The organism is Acidocella sp. C78 (genome assembly GCF_907164655.1).
This window is the reverse complement of sequence record NZ_CAJQZK010000011.1, coordinates 37325-53342: the sequence shown is the minus strand read 5'-3', so window position 1 is coordinate 53342 and position 16018 is coordinate 37325. Positions and strand designations below refer to the sequence as shown.

The following is a 16018-nucleotide window of genomic DNA, read 5'->3' as shown; positions in this document are numbered from 1 at the left end:
GTCAGGTGCCGGCGAAGGCGGAGACGGGGGGCAGGCGCGGCAATGCGTCTGCCCGGGCGCGCAGCCAGCCGGCGACATCCTCCTCAGGCATCGGCCGGCTGAACAGGTAGCCTTGCAGCGAGCCGACGCCGAGTTCGACGAGGTGGCGGTTCTGTTCCGTGGTCTCGACCCCCTCGGCCGTGACTTGCAGGCCGAGGGCACGGGCGATCGAGAGGATCGCCTCGATCGTGGCGTAGCCGTTGCGCCCGGCATCGCGGACGAAGGACTGGTCGATCTTGATGACGTCGATCGGCAGGTTGCCGAGGAAGGACAGCGAGGAGAAGCCGGTGCCGAAATCGTCGAGCAGGATGCCGATCCCCTGGCGGCGCAGGCTGTCGAAAAGCTGCGCCGAGCGTTCGGCGTCGTGCAGGAACATGGTTTCGGTGATCTCGATCTTCAGGCGCGAGGGCGGCAGGCCGGAGACCGCGAGCGCATGCTCGACATCCTCCATGAGATTGCCGACCAGCACATGGGCGACCGAGATGTTGACGGTGACGGCGATCGAGGGATCGGGCCAGCCGGCGGCGGCGAGGCAGGCCTGTTCGAGCACCCAGCCGCCGATCCGCTGGATCTGCCCGCTCTGCTCGGCGACGGGGATGAAGGTGGCGGGGCTGATCGCGCCGCGCAGCGGATGCATCCAGCGGAGCAGCGCCTCGAACGCGGTGCAGGCACCATTGCGCGCGGAGATGATCGGCTGGAATGCCAGGCTGAACTGGCCGTCGCGGATCGCGTCCCGCAGCCCCTGCTCGAGGTCGTAGCGGTCCGCCATGTCTTCGGCGAGGGCGGGGTCGAACCGCTTGGCCCGGCTCTTGCCCTCGCGCTTGGCGGCATACATCGCGACATCGGCGGCGCGGATGACGATGTCGGCGGACTGGCCGTTATCGGGATAGAGGGCAACCCCGACCGACGCCTCGATCCGGCAGATATCGGCGCCGACGGTGATCGGCGGGCGGATCGCGTCGATCAGATTTCCGGCGAGGCGCAGCGCCGCGTCGCCATCGCAATCGGGAAGCGCGATCAGGAACTCGTCACCGCCCCAGCGTGCCACGTCGCCCCTGCCATCCACCGCCGCGGCCACCCGCGCGGCGGTCTGGCGCAGCACCTGATCACCGATTTCGTGGCCGCGCAGGTCGTTGATCTGCTTGAAATTGTCGAGATCGAGGAAGAGTAGCGCGACACCGGACGGCGATTGCGCGGTGCCGCCAAGCATTGCGGCGAGACGGCTGTTGAAGGTCGCGCGGTTGGAAAGCCCGGTCAGCGGGTCGATCGAGGCGAGGCGGCCGAGCGCCTCGGCATAACGTTCGCGCTCGGCAACCTCGTGGGCCAGTTCCGACGTCCGCTCCGCGACGCGGCGCTCCAGCGTCGCATTGGCCTCGGCGAGATCGAGCCGGACCCGTTCGAGCGTCTTGCGCTCCTCTTCGGCGCGGATCGTCAGGACCTGGTTCCAGCGGGTGAGCCGGAGCCCGTTCAGCACGGTGCGCGAGGTGCGCCGGGCGAACACGAAGGAGGCGATGAAGCCGAAAATGCCGAATACCGCGAATCTGCCGCCGTCATCCGGCCGCGCGAACAGCACGAAGGCGACGCCCGGCAGCATCACCGCGGCGCAATAGCCGACGATCAGCCGGAAGCTCGCGCTCAGCACCGTGACGCTGCCGCCGGCCATGGCGAAGAACACCATGAAGGCATAGGCTTCGGAGAGGGGGGGCAGGCGCCAGAAGAACAGCCAGGAGAAACTGCCGAGCAGCAGGGCGAGCGCCATCGTGCCGGCGCCGAACCGGCGGATCTGCCGCCGCCCGTCGAACGCCTGCTGGCGAAGCCGGGGAAACAGGATGAACATGTCGACGAAGCGGATCGCCGAGATCAGCAGGATACCGGCGTACCACGCATAGAGGCCGGGCGACAGCTCAGGTGTTCGCACCACGACGATCAGGATCGCGGAGACCGCGATGGTGACGAAAACGCTGCTGCTGCCCATCGAATAGAGCAGCGATGCGCGATCACGCTGGATCAGCCGCTCAAGCTCGGGGTCTGGCGGGGCATCCGGGCTCGGGTGCGGGGTTGTCCACATGGAATGCTACCGGGCAGGCGTCGGTCTGCTGAAATGCGGTTTCGAATGCAAGACGGCATTGCTTTCAACTGTTTCGGGCGAGCGCCGGGACCGCCCTCCTGCGTCACGAATTATGCACGATCCGGTTAACGAAACATTATCGAAACGGCTTTGCCCCGGGACCCTACCTTGCGCGGGAGGAATGACCGTCGCCTCGGGATCTGGACCATCCCCCTCCCCTTCCCTTTCCCCGCGGAGGATCATCCGATCTGGTGATTCCATTTGACCGGCAACGCCACCACGCTCGGGACCGGCGCCGGGAGAGATTGCCGGGCGCGGGAGCGGAGACGATGTTTCAGGACCGTCACGAGGCCGGCCTGCGCCTTGCCGCTCGGCTGCGCCGGTTCAGGCGCGCGCGGCCGGTGGTGCTGGCGCTGCCCCGCGGCGGCGTGCCGGTCGGTTTCGAGGTGGCCGCGGCACTGGAGGCGCCGCTCGATGTGCTGCTGGTCCACAAGCTCGGCGCGCCGCACCAGCCGGAGCTGGCGATCGGCGCGCTCGGCGAGGGAGAGACGGCGGCGCCGTATATCGACACGGCGCTGGTGCGGCGGCTCGGCGCCCCGGCGGCGTACATCGCCGGGGAGCAAACGCGGCAGGCGGCGGAGCTGGCGCGCAGGCGGTCGGTCTATTGCGCCGGGCGGGCGGCGGTTGCGATCGGCGGGCGGACGGCGATCGTCGTCGATGACGGGATCGCCTCGGGGGCGACGATGCGGGTGGCGCTGGAAATGGCGCGGGCGCGGCACCCAAAGCGACTTGTGCTGGCGGTGCCGGTTGCCGGGCAAGACGTGATCGCGCGGCTGCGCCCGCTGGCCGACGAGGTGGTCTGCGTCGAGATGCCGGCGAGCCTTGGCGCGGTCGGCGAATGGTATGCCGATTTCGGGCAGGTCGGCGATGACGAGGTGGTCGACACCCTCGCCCGCGCCGCGGCGCGGCCGGGCGCGAACCGCGGATGACGCGCCGGGCCGGCGCGGTCATGCCGCGTCGTGGCAGGTCGCGATGGCGCGGGCGATCGTTTCAGCGGCATCGATGATGGCAAGGCGGCGCGGCGCCCCCGCGCCGGCATCGCCGGGCGGCACGGTGTTGGCGATGACGATGCCATCGAGCAGCGGCGAGGCGAAGAGTTCGGGCGCGCCGCCCACGAACAGGCCATGCGCGGCGGCGGCGTGCACCGCGACGGCGCCGGCCTCGCGGCAGGCGCGGGCGGCGCGCAGCAGGGTGCCGCCGGTGCTGACGAGATCGTCGATGATGATCGCCGCCCGGCCACGCACCTCGCCGGCGAGGAGCGCGCCGCTGACCACGCCGCCCGAGCGGTGTTTCTCCATGCAGGCGCTGCCCACATCCGCGCCGGTGGCGGCTTCGAGCGCCTGGCGGAACTGTTCGGCCCGCTTGGCGCCGCCGGCATCCGGCGAGACCGCGACGACGCGGGAGCGGCGCGGCAGGGCGGCGAAATGCGCGGCGAAGAGCGGCGCCGCCGGCAGGTGGATCGTGGGGCAGCGGAACGCGTTCTCGAAGGCGGCGAGGTTGTGCACCTCGAGCGCGATCACCCCGGCGATGCCGACCGCCTCGAACAGGGCGGCGACGTAGCGGGTGGTGATCGGGTCGTTGGGCTTGGTCCGGCGATCCTTGCGGGCGTAGCACAGATAGGGGGTGACGGCGGTGACGCGGGCGGCGCCGGCATCGCGCAGCGCGCCGCAGAAGAACAGCAGGCGGCAGAGCCTGTCGTTGGGCGAGGCGCCGGGGCCGCCATGCAGGCTGTGCAGCACGAACGCGTCGTGGCCGCGCACATCCTGCAGCGGCCGCGCCTTGTGCTCGCCGTCCTCGAACTCGCGCTCCTCGTGGCGGGCGAGCGCGATTTCGAGACGGGCGGCGACCCGGCCGGCCAGCGGCGCGCTGCCCTGGAGGCCGAACAGCGAGAGCGGGGCGCGGGTCATGGCGGCATCCTTTCACCCATCGGGGTCATGCGGGCGGGGCGTCGTTGGTATCGATGTCGGTGTCGGCATCCGCATCGAGCCGCATGCCCTGCCCCGCGGCGAGGGCGGCGGCGCGGGCGCGGGCGGGCGCATCGCCGGGTGACGCGACGAGCAGGACGCTACCGCCGGCGGCGAGCGTGGCCGCGGCCTCGCGCCAGCGCGGCCCCTCGGCCCCGGCGAGACGAAGGATGCGCGCGCCGGGCGGCGAACTGGCCGCCGCGGCGCGGCGCGCGGCGCGGGCGCGGGTCGCCGCGTCGTCCGGCCCGGCAAGGAACATCAGGCGCGGCGGGGCGGGGTCGAGAAACCGGCGCGAAGCGGCAAGGTGAGCCCGCGCGGCGGCGGCGAACGCGGGCATTTCGGCCGGGTCGGTCTGCCGGCAGGCCTTGCCGGCCAGGGCGTAGCAGCGGGTCGCGGCGCGCAGGGACAGGAAGAGCGGCAGGGCGCGCGGCCAGTCGGGATCGGGGGGCGGCGTCCTGATCGGCGTTGAACAGCGCGTTGGCGAGATCGCGCCGGCCGCGCAACTCGAGGTCCATCAGCAGGAAGGCGAGATCGTGCAGCGTGTCGATGCAGCCGATCTCGTCGCTGAACTCGATGCAGTCGAACAGGGTCGGCCGGCCGCGGAAGAGGCAGATATTGGCAAGCCGGAGATCGCCGTGACAGCGCCGCACCCAGCCGGACGCGCGGCGCCGGTCGAGCAGCGGCGCGAGGGAGGCGAGGGAGGCTTCGGCGCGGCGGCCGAGGGCGGCGACCGCTTCGCCATCGAGCAGGGGGCCACCAGGCGCGGGACCGCCAGGCGCGGGACCATCGGCTGGCCGGGTGAAGCGGGCGAGTTCGCGGGCGTTGTCGGCGATGACGCGGGCGACCGCGGCGCTGCCGCCATGATCGGGCCGGCGCGCGGCGGCGAGATGGAAGCGGGCGATCCCGGCGCCGAGGGCGCGCATCAGCGCCGGGGTGAGCGCGCCGGCCGGCGCCATCGCGTCCAGCAGGTCGGCCTGGGCGAAGCGGCGCATCATCACCACGCAGTCGAGCGTCTCGCCCGGACCATCGAAGGCGAGGCGGCCGGCTTCATCGCGGGTGATGCGGCGGACCGCGAGATAGAGCGCGGGCGCGGTGCGGCGGTTCAGCGTCAGCTCCGCCTCGCAGGCGGCGCGGCGGGCGGCGAGCGTGGTGTAGTCGAGTGCGGCGTAGCGGATCGCCCGCTTGAGCTTGTAGGCGCGGTCGGCGGCGAGAAAGACGATCGAGCAGTGGCTGGCGATGCGCTCGACCCGCCCGCCGGCGAGGCCGTAACTCGCCGGCCGCGAGAGGAAGGCGATCGCCGCCTGCTGGTCGGGCGGATCGGCGGGAAGCGGATCGGCGGGTGGCGCGGTCACGCGAGCCCCGCGGCGCGGGCGAGGCGCTCCGCGAGGGCGCGGTCGACCTCCCTCGCGAGGGCGCGCAGGCCGGGGCTGATCGTCACCTCCGCGCGGCCGGGGTCGAGGCGGCGCAGCGCTTCGGGCAGGCGCGCGAGGGCGCGGCGGGCATGGCCCCGCGCCGCCTCCAGCCCCGGCAGCCCGGCGACGCGGCTGCCGCCCCGCATGGCCGGGCGCAGCAGATCCTCGCCGGGGACCGCCTCGTCGAGCCGGGCGATGGTATCGGCCTCGATCGTGCCGCCGGGCCCATGGCGACGGACCACCCGCTTGCGCCCCGGCCAGGTCGCCTTGCCTTCGCTGCGCTTGCGCCGGGGGAGTCCGGCGTATTCCTGGAGCTTGTAGGCGCAGTCGAGCGCCGGCGCGTCCGCGGCGGTGGCGAGCGCGGTGCCGACGCCGTACCCATCGATCGGCGCGCCGGCGAGGGAGGCGATCTTCGCCTCGTCGAGCCCGCCGCTGGCGAAGATGCGGATCGCCGCGCAGCCGGCGGCATCGAGAATGCCGCGCACCGCCCTGGCATGGGCGCCGAGATCGCCGCTGTCGATCCGCACGGCGGCGATCGTGACGCCTTCGGCGGCGAGGCGCGGGGCGAGGGCGGCGACGAGGCGGGCGGCGGCCTCGGTGTCGTAGGTATCGATCAGCAGGGTGAGGCCGGCCGGGCGGCTGCGGGCGAAGTGGCGAAAGGCGGTCGCCTCATCCGCATAGGCCTGGACGAAGGCATGGGCCATGGTGCCGAAGAGCGGGATGCCGAAGGCGCGGCCGGCGGCGACGGTCGCCGTGCCGTCAAACCCGGCGAGGTAGCCGGCGCGCGCGGCGAGCAGGCCGGCCTCGGCGCCATGCGCGCGGCGCAGGCCGAAATCGACGAGCTGCCGGCCGCCGGCGGCGAGCACCATGCGCGCAGCCTTCGAGGCGATCACGGTCTGGAAATGAATGAGGTTGAGCAGGCGGGTCTCGACCAGCTGGGCCTGCGGCAGCGGGGCGGTGACGCGCAGCACCGGCTCATCGGCGAAGAAGACCGTGCCTTCCGGCATCGCATCGACATCGCCGGTGAAGCGGAAGGCGGCGAGACTGTCGATGAAAGTGCGGTCGAACCGGGCGGTGGCGCGCAGCCAGTCTAGCTCGTCGGCGCCGAAGCGGAGGGTTTCGAGAAACTCCACCGCCTGTTCGAGCCCGGCGGCGACGAGGAAGCCCCGCCCGGGCGGCAGCGCGCGGAAGAACAGCTCGAAGACCGCGATATCGTCCATGCCGTCGGCCGCGTAGGCGTCCAGCATCGACAGCTCGTAGAGGTCGGTCAGCAGGGGGCTGGGGTCCGACATGGCCGAACCATGCGCGGGACCGCGCCCCGGCGTCGATGATCCTGGTCAAGCGGCGGCGCGGGGCGATCCGTCCGATCGTGGACGTATCCTCATCCGGTCGGGCGTTGCCGGCCGAACGGATGAGGCGGGGGTGGCGCGCTCAGTTTCCGGGCCGAGGCGCGGCGGGGCAGGCGGAATGCGCGGCCAGCAGGGTGACGACGCCACGGCATGTGGTGACGTGATCGGCCCTGGCGATGCCGGCCAGGTTGACCGCCGACTCCGGCGAGACGGCGGGGGCTTGCAGATATGGCGCGATGGCAACCTCGTCCGCGGTGGAGACCACCCTGCCCCCGGCGGCGAGCGCCACGGCGCCGAGGCCCGACAGCGGCGCCAGCACGACGAGGGCGGACGCGATGCGACGATGCGCGATGATAAACCTTTTCATCTTGTTTCCTATCGAGTCGGTGATGTGACGAAAAGATTTTTTCTCGGGAAGGATTTTCGCTTGTTATTGTTTTTGTTGATGTTGTTGTTCGTGATCTTGTTAGTTCAGCTCGGGTTTTTCCGACGCCTGTTCATTTTCAGCCCGCATCGGGCGCTGCGCCGATCGGTGGCGCGCCGCACGGGAGAGGGGGTGGAATTGTTATTAGGGGCGGATGGTTAACAAGTCGTTTTGATATCTGGCCGTTCGCAAAACCGGTTGGCCGATCGGGTAGCCGCGATCGTGCCGGCCGGTGGCGATCAACGGCGCGGCGTCGTGTCTTGAGCCGGTTTGTGAAACGACGCACGGGCTGGACCTCGCCTGTTGAATTCCGCATCATCCCGCAGCCCGGAGGTATTTTGCCGATCGGGAACAATGTCCGATTTACACGCGCTTCATGAATGATAGGTATTGCGCCATGAGCGAGCAGGGCGACTGGGCGCGGTGGCTGAGCGAGGCGCAGGCCGGGAATCGCCGGAGCTACGAGGCGTTGCTCAGGGCGGCGCTGCCGTGGCTGCGCGGCATGGCCCGCAGGCGGTTCCCCTGGGCCGATGCGGCCGAGGCCGAGGATATGGTGCAGGATACGCTGCTGGCGCTGCACCGCAACCTGCATCTCTACGATCCGGGCCGGCCGGCGGAGCCTTTTCTGCTCGGGATCCTCAAGCTGCGGGGGGCCGACCGGCGGCGGACGCGGGCGCGGCACCAGGTCCGCGAGACGCCGCTCGACGATGTGCCTGTAACCTCGACGGCCCTGGCGACGAAAGAGACGCAGGAGGTCGCGATCGATGCCGGGCGCGTGTCATCCGCGGTGGGCGCGCTGCCGCCGCGCGACAGGGAGATTCTGGAGATGCTGAAGCTGCGCGAGATGTCGCTCGCCGAGACCTCGGCGGCGACCGGGATGAGCGTGGGCGCGCTGAAGGTGGCGACGTTCCGGGCCATCCGGCGCCTGCGGGCGAAACTGGGAGTGACCGATGAGGAGTGAGGACCTGATCACGTCGCTGGCGCAGGATCTGGGCGCCGTCAGGCCCCTGCCCTCGCCCGCGCGGCTGCTGGCGGTCTGGCTTGGCGTCAGCGTTCCGGTTCTCGCCGCGATCACCCTGATGATGGGGCCGCGCCCCGATCTTGCCGGGAAATGCGGCGAGGCGGGGTTCGTGATTTCGCAGGGTCTCGGCGTCGTCACGGCGGTGGTCTCGGCCTATGCCGCGTTCTGCGCCGGCCGCCCGGACCAGCCGGGGTGGAAACTCTGGGCGCCGATGCTGGCGATGCTGGTCTGGCTCGGCGATCTTGGACGGCAATGCGCGGTTGTGAGCCTGCAGGACGCCGGCGGCGTGCTGCGCCTGCAGCTCGACCCGATGTGCGTGCCGGCCATCGTCATCGCGGGCGTGATTCCGGCCGGCTTGATCGTGGCGCTGATGCGCCGCAGCGCGACGTTCCGGCGCGACCATGCCTGCCTGTGCGGCGCGCTCGCCGCGGGCGCGGCGGCGGACGTGGCGCTGCGCCTGTTTCACGGCTCGGTCAACATCGCCACTCTGCTCCTGTGGCAGATGGGAAGCGTGATGCTGTTCACCTCCACCGCCTGGTTCATCTCGAGCACGATCCTGCGCAATGTCGCGCGGGCGCCGCGCCGCCGGCAGCTGGCCGGCTGATGCGCCGCCGGGCCGGGCAGGCATCCACCCGTGACCGGACCGATCGCGCCGAGGCGCCGAACCGCGAGGCGCGGGGCGCCGTCGGAAATGCACACGGCGTCCGAACCGGATACGAAATATTAAGAGAAGCGCCGGTACACCGCGCCGATGCTCCCTTCGCCTTGCCCATGACCCTGAACAGATGACGCAGATGGCACCGGCAGACGACGGCCCGCCCGGGATGGTCGCGATGGCGCGGCGGGCGATCCGGCTCAGCCTCGCAGACGGCATTCCGGCGCGCTCGCTGCGCGTCGCCATCGTGGTCGGGATCATCCTCAATCTGATCAACCAGGGCGATGCGCTGCTCGGCCTCGCCCGGCCGCACTGGCTGAAGATGATCCTCACCTTCATCGTGCCCTATTGCGTGGCGACCTATGGCGCCGTGTCGTACCGGATGCGGGAGGGCGGAGGGGCGGAATGACGCCAAGCCAGCACAAGCACGGAGCGTGCCGATGACCGCCGGAAGACCCGGACCCCTCGCCGCGCTGGCGACGCTGTCGCTCGCGATGGCGGGAAAAATACTCTCGCGCCTGTAACCAACAGGTCGGTCGCCGCGAAATACGGAGCAGCGGCCTCGCTGGATGCCGCCACACATCGACACAGGAGTTTGCCATGCGCGGCACCTATCGCCGGCTTCTTCTCGCGGCCTCGCTCGCGGTTTTCGCAACCGCCGGCACCGCGTTCGCGCTGCCCGGATGCACCCCGCACGACCGGCTGATCCAGAAGGTCGATACCAGCTACAAGACGCAGTTCCACACGAAATGCGCGACACCGGGCGCGACCGCGCAGACGGGGCGCTGACCCCGGTGCGCAGGCGTTCGCATGCCGGCCGGCGCGATGCCATCACGGCGCTGACCGTTTTTGGTGTGCTGGTGACGGCACTCGGCCTGCCCGCCACGGCGCCAGCCGGCGCCGCGGCGGCGCAACCGCCCGCGTTTTCCTCGGGGTCGCTGGCGGGATGGACGGTCAAGCGGTTCGATGGCCGCCATGTCACGCATTATGCGCTCGCCGCCGCGCGCGGCGGCGACGTGCTGCGGGCGGTCTGCAACGATTCGGCCTCAGGCCTGATCTGGAAGCACCGGATCGATCTCGACGAAACCCCGGTGATGAGCTGGCGCTGGAAGATCGCCCATGTCTATCCCGGGCTCGACCCCCATGCGAAGTCCGGCGACGATTATCCCGCGCGCGTCTATGTCGTCGCCGGCAATCCGCTGTTTCCCTGGACGCTGCGCAGCCTTGTCTATGTCTGGGCGAACGGCCCGGTCACGGCGGCGAAGCACGGGCCGCACGGCACGAGTTTCTACCCCGACCCGTATACCTCGCAGGCCGAGATCGTCGCGCTCCGGCAGGGCCCTGCCGGCGCCGGCCAGTGGGTTGCCGAGCAGCGCAACGTGAAGGCCGACCTCGCCCGCGCCTTTGGCGGCCATCGGCACATCATCGGCGCCATCGCGGTCATGACCGATTGCGACGATTCGCACACCCATGGCCGTGCCTGGTACGGCGATATCGGTCTGCGGGCCGGCGGGTAGAGCGGGCCTGCTTGCCTCGCACCGGGCAGGTTCCCATTTCCGCAGCATGGTCACGGAACGACAGCCGCACGGCCTCGGTGTCATGGCGCTGCGGCGCTATATCCTGAGCGTGGCGGCGGGCAATCTCGCGTGGGAGATCGTGCAGCTCCCGCTCTATCGCATCTGGTATCACGCCGGCGCGCTGCGCCTGGCCGGCATCGCCCTTGCCGGAACCTGCGGCGATATCCCGATCGCGATCGTGTCGCTGGTCTGCGCCTTCAGCCTGTTCGGCAGGGATGGTGCCGCGCCCTCCATCGGCCCGTCCGTCGCCTGGGCGACCGTCGCCATCGGGTTGGTTTACACGATCGGCAGCGAAATGGTGCATCTGCGGCTTGGCACATGGCACTATGCGGCGCTGATGCCGCGCCTGCCGTTTCTCGGCGTCGGCCTTGGCCCGACGCTCCAGTGGCTCGCCATTCCGCCGCTGGCGCTGCGCGCCGCGGGTGGGCGGTTCGGCCAGCCGCGCCAGGCGCGCGCGGCGTGAGGCCCGGCCCTCCGAAGGGCGCGGCGGTTCAGGACGCGGGAGGCGCGCGATCGGGCCAGTCTGGCGCGGGCAGGCTGCGAAAACCCGGCCTCGCGAAGACATAGCCCTGCATGAGCGTGATGCCGAGATCGGCCAGCGCGGCGCTCTCATCGCGCGTTTCAACGCCTTCGGCAACGATGGTGATCGCCATTTCGCGGCACATCGCGGCGCAATGGCCGACGATGCTCCGCCGCCCTTTGTCCGTGTCGATCCCGCGGATCAGCTCCATGTCGAGCTTGACGAGGTCGGGGCGGAATTTGGCGAGCAGGTTGAGGTTGGAATATCCCGACCCGAAATCGTCGATGGCGGTGCGAAAGCCCATCGCCGCGTATTCGGCGACGATGTTGGCCAGATGGTCGGGGGCGGCGAGAAGCTCACCCTCGTTGATCTCGAAGATGAGCTTGCCGGTGGGAAACCGGGAGCGGGCGGCGGCCTGCAGCGTGGTGCGGATGCAGGCCCGCGGCTCGTAGACGGCGTTGGGCAGGAAATTGATCGAGAGATCGGACGCCATGCCGCCAAGGCCGAGCGATGCGGCGGTCTCGATCGCGGTGACGCGGCAGGCCTGGTCGAACGTATAGAGTTCGGCCTTGCCGACGCTGCGCAGGATGCTCGCCGCGGACTCGCCGGCGGGGCCGCGCACCAGAGCCTCGTAGGCGAAGACCGATCGCGCCGCGATATCGACGATCGGCTGAAACGCCATGGCCAATGGCCGGTCGAACAGCCCCTGCCGGCAGCCGGCGCAGGATTTCGTGATTTCGGGACGTGTTTCAGTCATCCCCATGCCGACATCGTCATCATTGATACGCCCTCAAGCCAAGCATCCGGAAAGACAGATTTAAGGTTCGGCAGGATGCGACCAATTATTTAACGAAACGCTAAAATGCTCCGGCACATCGGGCTTGCGGTTCTGCCCCGTGGCGGCGGCGCTGCGAAAATCCGCAGCCGACGCAAAAGGGCGCCAACGGCCGGACTGTTCAGCAGATAGCCAATGTATTTGTGACGATCGGATATTGGGAACCGGGCACCATCCTGTTTCGACGTCGCGAAAGGATGGTGGGTGCGACAGGGATTGAACCTGTGACCCCCGCCGTGTGAAGGCGATGCTCTCCCGCTGAGCTACGCACCCGGTCCGCTCGTCTCTAGCGGCGCGGCGCGGCGAAGGCAAGAGGCCCCACAGAGGCGGGGCGCGGTTCCGCTCAGCGCCGCGCCGGGGGCACCGCGGGACGGACGGTGGCGAAGGCAAGACCGAGGAAAAATGTGAGGCAGGCGACGCTGAAGCCGTTCAGCGTTGCGAGCGATGCGGCGGCGGCGGCCGGATAGGTCGCGACCGGCGGCATCGGGGCGAGGCGCAGCGCGGCATAGGCCAGGAAGGGCAGCCCGGCGAGGGCGAACATCGTCCGCCGTTCGGACTGGTGGAAGCCGAGCGTCGCCAGCATCACGCAGGGAATGAGGAACAGCGCCACCCCGGAGGAGAAGCCGAGCACGTGGTTGCACCATGCGGTGTTCAGCGTCGCCACCGTGCAGAGCAGGGCGCGCGCGGCGTAGCCGCTGCGCCGGGCAAGCAGCGGCACCGCGAGCCAGAACGGCAGCGAGGCCAGGGTGAGCAGCACGAACGGGCCGGCATCGCGCCCGAGCACGGCCCAGAGATAGAGCGGGTAGAACGGCGTGTTGCCCGCCAGCACGAGGGCGATCGTGTTGCAGGTCGCGGTCAGCCCGTCCTCATGCGCGACGAAACCGGCAAGGGCGCGGGCGGCGGCGCGCATCAGACCGGCCGCAGCCGGTAGTGGCTGACCCCCCAGGACTCGCCGCCGGCATGGCCGAACAGCCCCTCGGTGGCGAGGAAGAACAGCCGCCAGCGGCGCTTCCACAGCGCGGCCTCGGCACCATAGACGCGGCTCAGGATCTCGCCGATCGGGCCGGCGTTGCGGTCGTAATTCTCCAGCCAGAGGCGCGCGGTGCGGGCATAATGCGTGCCGTTCCAGCGCCAGTCGGCCTCCAGCGCGAACAGGTCGGAAAACTGGCCGATCAGCCCGTGGCTCGGCATGATGCCGCCGGTGAAGAAATGCCGGGCGATCCAGTCCGCCGGATCGTCGTGATCGAAGCGGTAGGGGCCTGTGCGGTGCGAGAACACGTGCAGGAACAGCGCGCCGCCGGGCGCGAGCCACTGGCGGACGCGCCCGAGCAGGCCCTGCCAGTTGGCCATGTGCTCGAACATCTCGACCGAGACCACCCGGTCGAATGTCCGCTCGGGGATGAATGCGTTCATGTCGGCGGTGACGACGCAGAGATTGGCCAGGCCAAGCCGCGCGGCCTCCGCCTCGATATGCGCGCGCTGCGAGGCGGAATTGGAGACGGCGGTGATGGCGGCGGCGGGGTAGCGCTCGGCCATGAACAGGCTGAGCGAACCCCAGCCGCAGCCGAGTTCGAGAATCGACTGCCCGTCGGCGAGGCCGGCATGCTCGCAGGTCTGAGAGAGCGCCTCGATTTCCGCCGTCTCCAGCGTATCGGCCGGAGAGCGGAATAAGCAGCTCGAATATTTGCGGCGCGGCCCCAGCACCTGACCGAAAAACGCCGCCGGCACCTCGTAGTGCTGGGCATTCGCCGCATCGGTGTGCAGGGCGATCGGCAGGCTTGCCATGTCGCGGGCGAAGGCGCGTTCGGCATCTGCCGTCAACGAGGCGAGCTTGCGGTCGGTCCGCCCGACCAGCCCGGCGATGCCGCGGCGGGTCAGCGCGTCGGGGATCGGCAGGCGCTCGGCCATTCCGGCCATGGTGGCGGCGAGGTTCATGCGTTCGCTCCGGGGCTTGGTTCAGACCCTAGGGTTACGGCGCCGTGGGGCATACGGATGCACCGCGCTCAGCCGCGCCACCGCTTCGGCCACGGCACGATCGGGCTGACCCGCGCCTGGTAGTCGCGATAGGCGTCGCCGCGCGAGGCCAGCATCTCGCGTTCGAGCGGCGGCACGCCGGAGATTTTCGCCAGCAGCCAGTACATGAACAGCGGCGCGGCGAGGCCGGCGAGGCCCGGCCACCACGGCCCGGCGAGCCCGATCAGCGGATAGGCGAGCCAGACCAGGATCTCGAAGAAATAGTTCGGATGGCGCGACCACGCCCACAGGCCGCTGGCGCAGACCTTGCCGCGATTGGCCGGATCGGCGCGGAAGGCGTGCATCTGCCGATCCGCCAGCCCCTCGCCGGCGACCGATCCGGCGAAGACGGCGAGCCCCGCAAGGGTCAGGCCGGGGGCGAGCGGATAAGGGTTGCTCGCCGCGAGCGTCACGGCAAGGGCCAGCAGCCAGGCGACCGCGGCCTGGATCATCAGCAGGGCGAACATCCGCCGCTCGAACCCCGCCCCCCATTCGGCGCGGAACCGCGCATAGCGCGCATCCTCGTGGCGGATGGCGGCGGTGCGGCGCAGGATGTAGCCGCCGAGCCGGCCGGCCCAGACCAGCACCAGCGCCGCCACCAGCAGCCGCCGCGCCGGCGCCGCCGTGCCGAGCGGCACCAGCGCGCCGACCGCCCCGGCGATGCCGGTGCCGAAGGTCCAGAACACGTCGACCCAGCCGGAATTGCGGGTCGCGCGCTGCGCCACCCAGGCGCCGGCCATGACCAGCATGAGAAAGAGCAGAAGCGTCAGCGCGAGTGCCGGATATGCCATGCGCAAGACATTCATCCGCCCCGCACTTCGTCAAGGGCCGGGCTGCGCCGCCGGCGCCGAATCGCTATATGACGCGGCAGATCAGAAGGAGCCTCGCCATGTCGCGCATCGACGAAAGCCGCAAATTCGTTCCCGTCTCCATCGCCGTGATGACCGTCTCGGACACGCGGACGGCGGAGACCGACACGTCGGGCGACGCGCTGGCCGCGCGCGTCGTGGCCGCCGGCCACAGGCTGGCCGCGCGCGGCATCGTCCGCGACGACGCGGACCTGATCGCCGCCCGGCTGCGCGCCTGGATCGCCGATCCGGCGATCGATGTGGTGATCACCTCGGGCGGCACCGGCATCACCGGGCGGGATGTGACGCCGGAAGCCTTCTCCCGCGTGCTGGAGAAGGAGATCGAAGGGTTCGGCGAGCTGTTCCGGATGCTGAGCTACCAGAAGATCGGCACCTCGACGATCCAGTCCCGCGCGATCGGCGGGGTGGCGGGCGGTACCTATCTCTTCGCCCTGCCCGGCTCGACCGGTGCGGTGAAGGATGGCTGGGACGACATTCTCGTCTTCCAGCTCGATTCCCGGCATCGGCCCTGCAACCTCGTCGAACTCATGCCGCGGTTGCAGGAACACCTGACCGCCTGAGCGAACGACCGGCCGCCGCGCCCCCGCCGGTCAGATCGGCGGCGGGCCGGATTTCATCCGCTCCATCGCGAAGCGGGAGCTGACATTGCGCAGCGGCACGGCGGCGATGAGTCGGCGGTAGAACGCGTCGTAGGACGGGATGTCCGGCGCCATGACGTGCAGCAGGTAGTCGACATCGCCGCTCATCCGCCAGGCGCCGACGATCTCGGGCATGGTGGCGACGACCTCGGCGAATTTCGCGATCCAGCCATCGGAGTGATCCGCCGTCTCGATCGAGACGAAGACCGAAACCGGATAGCCCAGCCGCTCGGGCGAGAGTGCGACCACCCGGCCCTGGATGACGCCGGCCTCCTCCATCCGCTTGATCCGCTTCCAGCAGGGCGTGGCCGAAAGCCCGACCTCCTTCGCCATGATGGCGAGCGGCACGGTGGCGTCGCGCGCAAGCAGGCGGAGGATCGCGCGGTCGATCGTGTCGAGCGCGGCGGGGGCAACCGGCGCCGGCGGTGCCGGGGCGGGGCTGGTCCGGGCTTTGTCGGTCATTCCAAAATACCCTTCAGTTTTGGATTCGTTTTTCATATCGTCGAGTTAAATCAGAAAATCAAACTTATTTTCTGCTGAATGAGCCGATTTCGGAGAAATCTGTTTTCCTGCC

Annotated in this window: 20 protein-coding genes and 1 tRNA gene; 10 read left to right on the top strand and 11 right to left on the bottom strand. The window is 70.2% G+C overall.

Features of this window, described 5'->3' with window-relative positions; all coding sequences use genetic code 11:
• Position 1: 1 nt before the first annotated feature.
• The gene (locus tag ACIDOCELLA78_RS000000104620) at positions 2-2107 is read right to left on the bottom strand and encodes a bifunctional diguanylate cyclase/phosphodiesterase (protein WP_201728586.1); all 2106 of its coding nucleotides are present in this window, start codon (positions 2105-2107) and stop codon (positions 2-4) included.
• 329 nt (positions 2108-2436) lie between these two features.
• Between ACIDOCELLA78_RS000000104620 and ACIDOCELLA78_RS000000104615 the strand changes: the two genes are divergently transcribed.
• Positions 2437-3096 carry a phosphoribosyltransferase gene (locus ACIDOCELLA78_RS000000104615; protein ID WP_201728585.1) on the top strand — a complete coding sequence of 220 codons (660 nt, stop codon included), beginning with the start codon at positions 2437-2439 and terminating at the stop codon, positions 3094-3096.
• An 18-nt stretch (positions 3097-3114) separates the two neighbouring features.
• Here ACIDOCELLA78_RS000000104615 and ACIDOCELLA78_RS000000104610 read toward each other — a convergent pair whose 3' ends face one another.
• On the bottom strand, positions 3115-4074 hold the full coding sequence (locus ACIDOCELLA78_RS000000104610) for a ribose-phosphate pyrophosphokinase (protein WP_201728584.1): 960 nt from the start codon (positions 4072-4074) through the stop codon (positions 3115-3117).
• On the opposite strand from ACIDOCELLA78_RS000000104610, the gene ACIDOCELLA78_RS000000104605 reads away from it, so the two are divergent.
• Positions 4073-4216: a hypothetical protein gene (locus ACIDOCELLA78_RS000000104605; protein ID WP_201728583.1), complete on the top strand. Its 144-nt coding sequence runs from the start codon at positions 4073-4075 to the stop codon at positions 4214-4216. The two genes, ACIDOCELLA78_RS000000104610 and ACIDOCELLA78_RS000000104605, sit on opposite strands and share 2 nt — an antisense overlap.
• 16 nt (positions 4217-4232) lie before the next feature.
• On the opposite strand, the gene ACIDOCELLA78_RS000000104600 is transcribed toward ACIDOCELLA78_RS000000104605, so the two are convergent.
• From ACIDOCELLA78_RS000000104600 to ACIDOCELLA78_RS000000104590, 3 genes are all read right to left on the bottom strand, one after another.
• Positions 4233-5483, bottom strand: coding sequence for a phosphotransferase (locus ACIDOCELLA78_RS000000104600; protein ID WP_201728582.1), 1251 nt, complete (start codon positions 5481-5483; stop codon positions 4233-4235).
• Positions 5480-6835 (bottom strand): nicotinate phosphoribosyltransferase, encoded by a 1356-nt coding sequence (locus tag ACIDOCELLA78_RS000000104595; protein WP_201728581.1) that lies wholly within the window; start codon positions 6833-6835, stop codon positions 5480-5482. Before ACIDOCELLA78_RS000000104595 ends, ACIDOCELLA78_RS000000104600 begins: the two co-directional genes overlap by 4 nt.
• A gap of 139 nt (positions 6836-6974) precedes the next feature.
• Positions 6975-7259, bottom strand: a complete 285-nt coding sequence (locus tag ACIDOCELLA78_RS000000104590; protein WP_201728580.1) for a hypothetical protein — start codon at positions 7257-7259, stop codon at positions 6975-6977.
• Here ACIDOCELLA78_RS000000104590 and ACIDOCELLA78_RS000000104585 point away from each other — a divergent pair.
• From ACIDOCELLA78_RS000000104585 to ACIDOCELLA78_RS000000104555, 7 genes are all read left to right on the top strand, one after another.
• Positions 7236-7478 carry a hypothetical protein gene (locus tag ACIDOCELLA78_RS000000104585; protein ID WP_214006279.1) on the top strand — a complete coding sequence of 81 codons (243 nt, stop codon included), beginning with the start codon at positions 7236-7238 and terminating at the stop codon, positions 7476-7478. The two genes, ACIDOCELLA78_RS000000104590 and ACIDOCELLA78_RS000000104585, sit on opposite strands and share 24 nt — an antisense overlap.
• 235 nt (positions 7479-7713) lie before the next feature.
• Positions 7714-8277 carry an RNA polymerase sigma factor gene (locus tag ACIDOCELLA78_RS000000104580; RefSeq protein ID WP_201728579.1) on the top strand — a complete coding sequence of 188 codons (564 nt, stop codon included), beginning with the start codon at positions 7714-7716 and terminating at the stop codon, positions 8275-8277.
• A complete protein-coding gene (locus ACIDOCELLA78_RS000000104575; RefSeq protein ID WP_201728578.1) occupies positions 8267-8941 on the top strand; it encodes an NrsF family protein in 675 nt (224 codons plus the stop codon). Before ACIDOCELLA78_RS000000104580 ends, ACIDOCELLA78_RS000000104575 begins: the two co-directional genes overlap by 11 nt.
• Before the next feature lie 190 nt (positions 8942-9131).
• The gene (gene nrtS / locus ACIDOCELLA78_RS000000104570; RefSeq protein WP_201728577.1) at positions 9132-9401 is read left to right on the top strand and encodes a nitrate/nitrite transporter NrtS; all 270 of its coding nucleotides are present in this window, start codon (positions 9132-9134) and stop codon (positions 9399-9401) included.
• 191 nt (positions 9402-9592) lie between these two features.
• On the top strand, positions 9593-9781 hold the full coding sequence (locus ACIDOCELLA78_RS000000104565; protein WP_201728576.1) for a hypothetical protein: 189 nt from the start codon (positions 9593-9595) through the stop codon (positions 9779-9781).
• Complete coding sequence (locus ACIDOCELLA78_RS000000104560; RefSeq protein ID WP_201728575.1) at positions 9742-10509, top strand: DUF3047 domain-containing protein; 768 nt, start codon at positions 9742-9744, stop codon at positions 10507-10509. The genes ACIDOCELLA78_RS000000104565 and ACIDOCELLA78_RS000000104560 overlap by 40 nt, the downstream gene beginning before the upstream one ends.
• A 46-nt stretch (positions 10510-10555) precedes the next feature.
• Complete coding sequence (locus ACIDOCELLA78_RS000000104555; protein WP_201728574.1) at positions 10556-11032, top strand: hypothetical protein; 477 nt, start codon at positions 10556-10558, stop codon at positions 11030-11032.
• Between the two features lie 28 nt (positions 11033-11060).
• Here the strand turns inward: ACIDOCELLA78_RS000000104555 and ACIDOCELLA78_RS000000104550 are convergent, their stop codons facing one another.
• The 5 genes from ACIDOCELLA78_RS000000104550 to ACIDOCELLA78_RS000000104530 all read right to left on the bottom strand — a co-directional run bounded on the left by ACIDOCELLA78_RS000000104550 (position 11061) and on the right by ACIDOCELLA78_RS000000104530 (position 14728).
• Positions 11061-11771, bottom strand: coding sequence for an EAL domain-containing protein (locus ACIDOCELLA78_RS000000104550; protein WP_201728623.1), 711 nt, complete (start codon positions 11769-11771; stop codon positions 11061-11063).
• 351 nt (positions 11772-12122) lie between these two features.
• Positions 12123-12197: transfer RNA gene (locus ACIDOCELLA78_RS000000104545), tRNA-Val, on the bottom strand.
• Positions 12198-12267: 70 nt separating this feature from the next.
• Positions 12268-12834 carry a hypothetical protein gene (locus tag ACIDOCELLA78_RS000000104540; RefSeq protein WP_201728573.1) on the bottom strand — a complete coding sequence of 189 codons (567 nt, stop codon included), beginning with the start codon at positions 12832-12834 and terminating at the stop codon, positions 12268-12270.
• Positions 12834-13859 (bottom strand): cyclopropane-fatty-acyl-phospholipid synthase family protein, encoded by a 1026-nt coding sequence (locus ACIDOCELLA78_RS000000104535; RefSeq protein WP_201728572.1) that lies wholly within the window; start codon positions 13857-13859, stop codon positions 12834-12836. The genes ACIDOCELLA78_RS000000104540 and ACIDOCELLA78_RS000000104535 overlap by 1 nt, the downstream gene beginning before the upstream one ends.
• 68 nt (positions 13860-13927) lie before the next feature.
• Positions 13928-14728: a DUF1295 domain-containing protein gene (locus ACIDOCELLA78_RS000000104530; protein WP_201728571.1), complete on the bottom strand. Its 801-nt coding sequence runs from the start codon at positions 14726-14728 to the stop codon at positions 13928-13930.
• Positions 14729-14826: 98 nt separating this feature from the next.
• On the opposite strand from ACIDOCELLA78_RS000000104530, the gene moaB reads away from it, so the two are divergent.
• Positions 14827-15366 (top strand): molybdenum cofactor biosynthesis protein B, encoded by a 540-nt coding sequence (gene moaB / locus ACIDOCELLA78_RS000000104525; RefSeq protein WP_201728570.1) that lies wholly within the window; start codon positions 14827-14829, stop codon positions 15364-15366.
• A 30-nt stretch (positions 15367-15396) separates the two neighbouring features.
• On the opposite strand, the gene ACIDOCELLA78_RS000000104520 is transcribed toward moaB, so the two are convergent.
• Positions 15397-15906 carry an Lrp/AsnC family transcriptional regulator gene (locus ACIDOCELLA78_RS000000104520; protein WP_201728569.1) on the bottom strand — a complete coding sequence of 170 codons (510 nt, stop codon included), beginning with the start codon at positions 15904-15906 and terminating at the stop codon, positions 15397-15399.
• Positions 15907-16018: the final 112 nt, after the last annotated feature.

What these genes read in the sequence shown, in the direction of transcription:
- ACIDOCELLA78_RS000000104610 (WP_201728584.1), bottom strand. Translation starts at nt 4,074, where the DNA reads ATGACCCGCGCCCCGCTCTCGCTGTTCGGCCTCCAGGGCAGCGCGCCG.
- ACIDOCELLA78_RS000000104555 (WP_201728574.1), top strand. Translation starts at nt 10,556, where the DNA reads ATGGTCACGGAACGACAGCCGCACGGCCTCGGTGTCATGGCGCTGCGG.
- ACIDOCELLA78_RS000000104590 (WP_201728580.1), bottom strand. Translation starts at nt 7,259, where the DNA reads ATGAAAAGGTTTATCATCGCGCATCGTCGCATCGCGTCCGCCCTCGTC.
- ACIDOCELLA78_RS000000104560 (WP_201728575.1), top strand. Translation starts at nt 9,742, where the DNA reads ATGCGCGACACCGGGCGCGACCGCGCAGACGGGGCGCTGACCCCGGTG.
- ACIDOCELLA78_RS000000104580 (WP_201728579.1), top strand. Translation starts at nt 7,714, where the DNA reads ATGAGCGAGCAGGGCGACTGGGCGCGGTGGCTGAGCGAGGCGCAGGCC.
- moaB (WP_201728570.1), top strand. Translation starts at nt 14,827, where the DNA reads ATGTCGCGCATCGACGAAAGCCGCAAATTCGTTCCCGTCTCCATCGCC.
- ACIDOCELLA78_RS000000104615 (WP_201728585.1), top strand. Translation starts at nt 2,437, where the DNA reads ATGTTTCAGGACCGTCACGAGGCCGGCCTGCGCCTTGCCGCTCGGCTG.
- ACIDOCELLA78_RS000000104565 (WP_201728576.1), top strand. Translation starts at nt 9,593, where the DNA reads ATGCGCGGCACCTATCGCCGGCTTCTTCTCGCGGCCTCGCTCGCGGTT.
- ACIDOCELLA78_RS000000104520 (WP_201728569.1), bottom strand. Translation starts at nt 15,906, where the DNA reads ATGACCGACAAAGCCCGGACCAGCCCCGCCCCGGCACCGCCGGCGCCG.
- ACIDOCELLA78_RS000000104535 (WP_201728572.1), bottom strand. Translation starts at nt 13,859, where the DNA reads ATGAACCTCGCCGCCACCATGGCCGGAATGGCCGAGCGCCTGCCGATC.
- ACIDOCELLA78_RS000000104540 (WP_201728573.1), bottom strand. Translation starts at nt 12,834, where the DNA reads ATGCGCGCCGCCGCCCGCGCCCTTGCCGGTTTCGTCGCGCATGAGGAC.
- ACIDOCELLA78_RS000000104620 (WP_201728586.1), bottom strand. Translation starts at nt 2,107, where the DNA reads ATGTGGACAACCCCGCACCCGAGCCCGGATGCCCCGCCAGACCCCGAG.
- ACIDOCELLA78_RS000000104575 (WP_201728578.1), top strand. Translation starts at nt 8,267, where the DNA reads ATGAGGAGTGAGGACCTGATCACGTCGCTGGCGCAGGATCTGGGCGCC.
- ACIDOCELLA78_RS000000104595 (WP_201728581.1), bottom strand. Translation starts at nt 6,835, where the DNA reads ATGTCGGACCCCAGCCCCCTGCTGACCGACCTCTACGAGCTGTCGATG.
- ACIDOCELLA78_RS000000104530 (WP_201728571.1), bottom strand. Translation starts at nt 14,728, where the DNA reads ATGGCATATCCGGCACTCGCGCTGACGCTTCTGCTCTTTCTCATGCTG.
- ACIDOCELLA78_RS000000104605 (WP_201728583.1), top strand. Translation starts at nt 4,073, where the DNA reads ATGGCGGCATCCTTTCACCCATCGGGGTCATGCGGGCGGGGCGTCGTT.
- ACIDOCELLA78_RS000000104550 (WP_201728623.1), bottom strand. Translation starts at nt 11,771, where the DNA reads ATGGCGTTTCAGCCGATCGTCGATATCGCGGCGCGATCGGTCTTCGCC.
- ACIDOCELLA78_RS000000104585 (WP_214006279.1), top strand. Translation starts at nt 7,236, where the DNA reads ATGCGCGATGATAAACCTTTTCATCTTGTTTCCTATCGAGTCGGTGAT.
- nrtS (WP_201728577.1), top strand. Translation starts at nt 9,132, where the DNA reads ATGGCACCGGCAGACGACGGCCCGCCCGGGATGGTCGCGATGGCGCGG.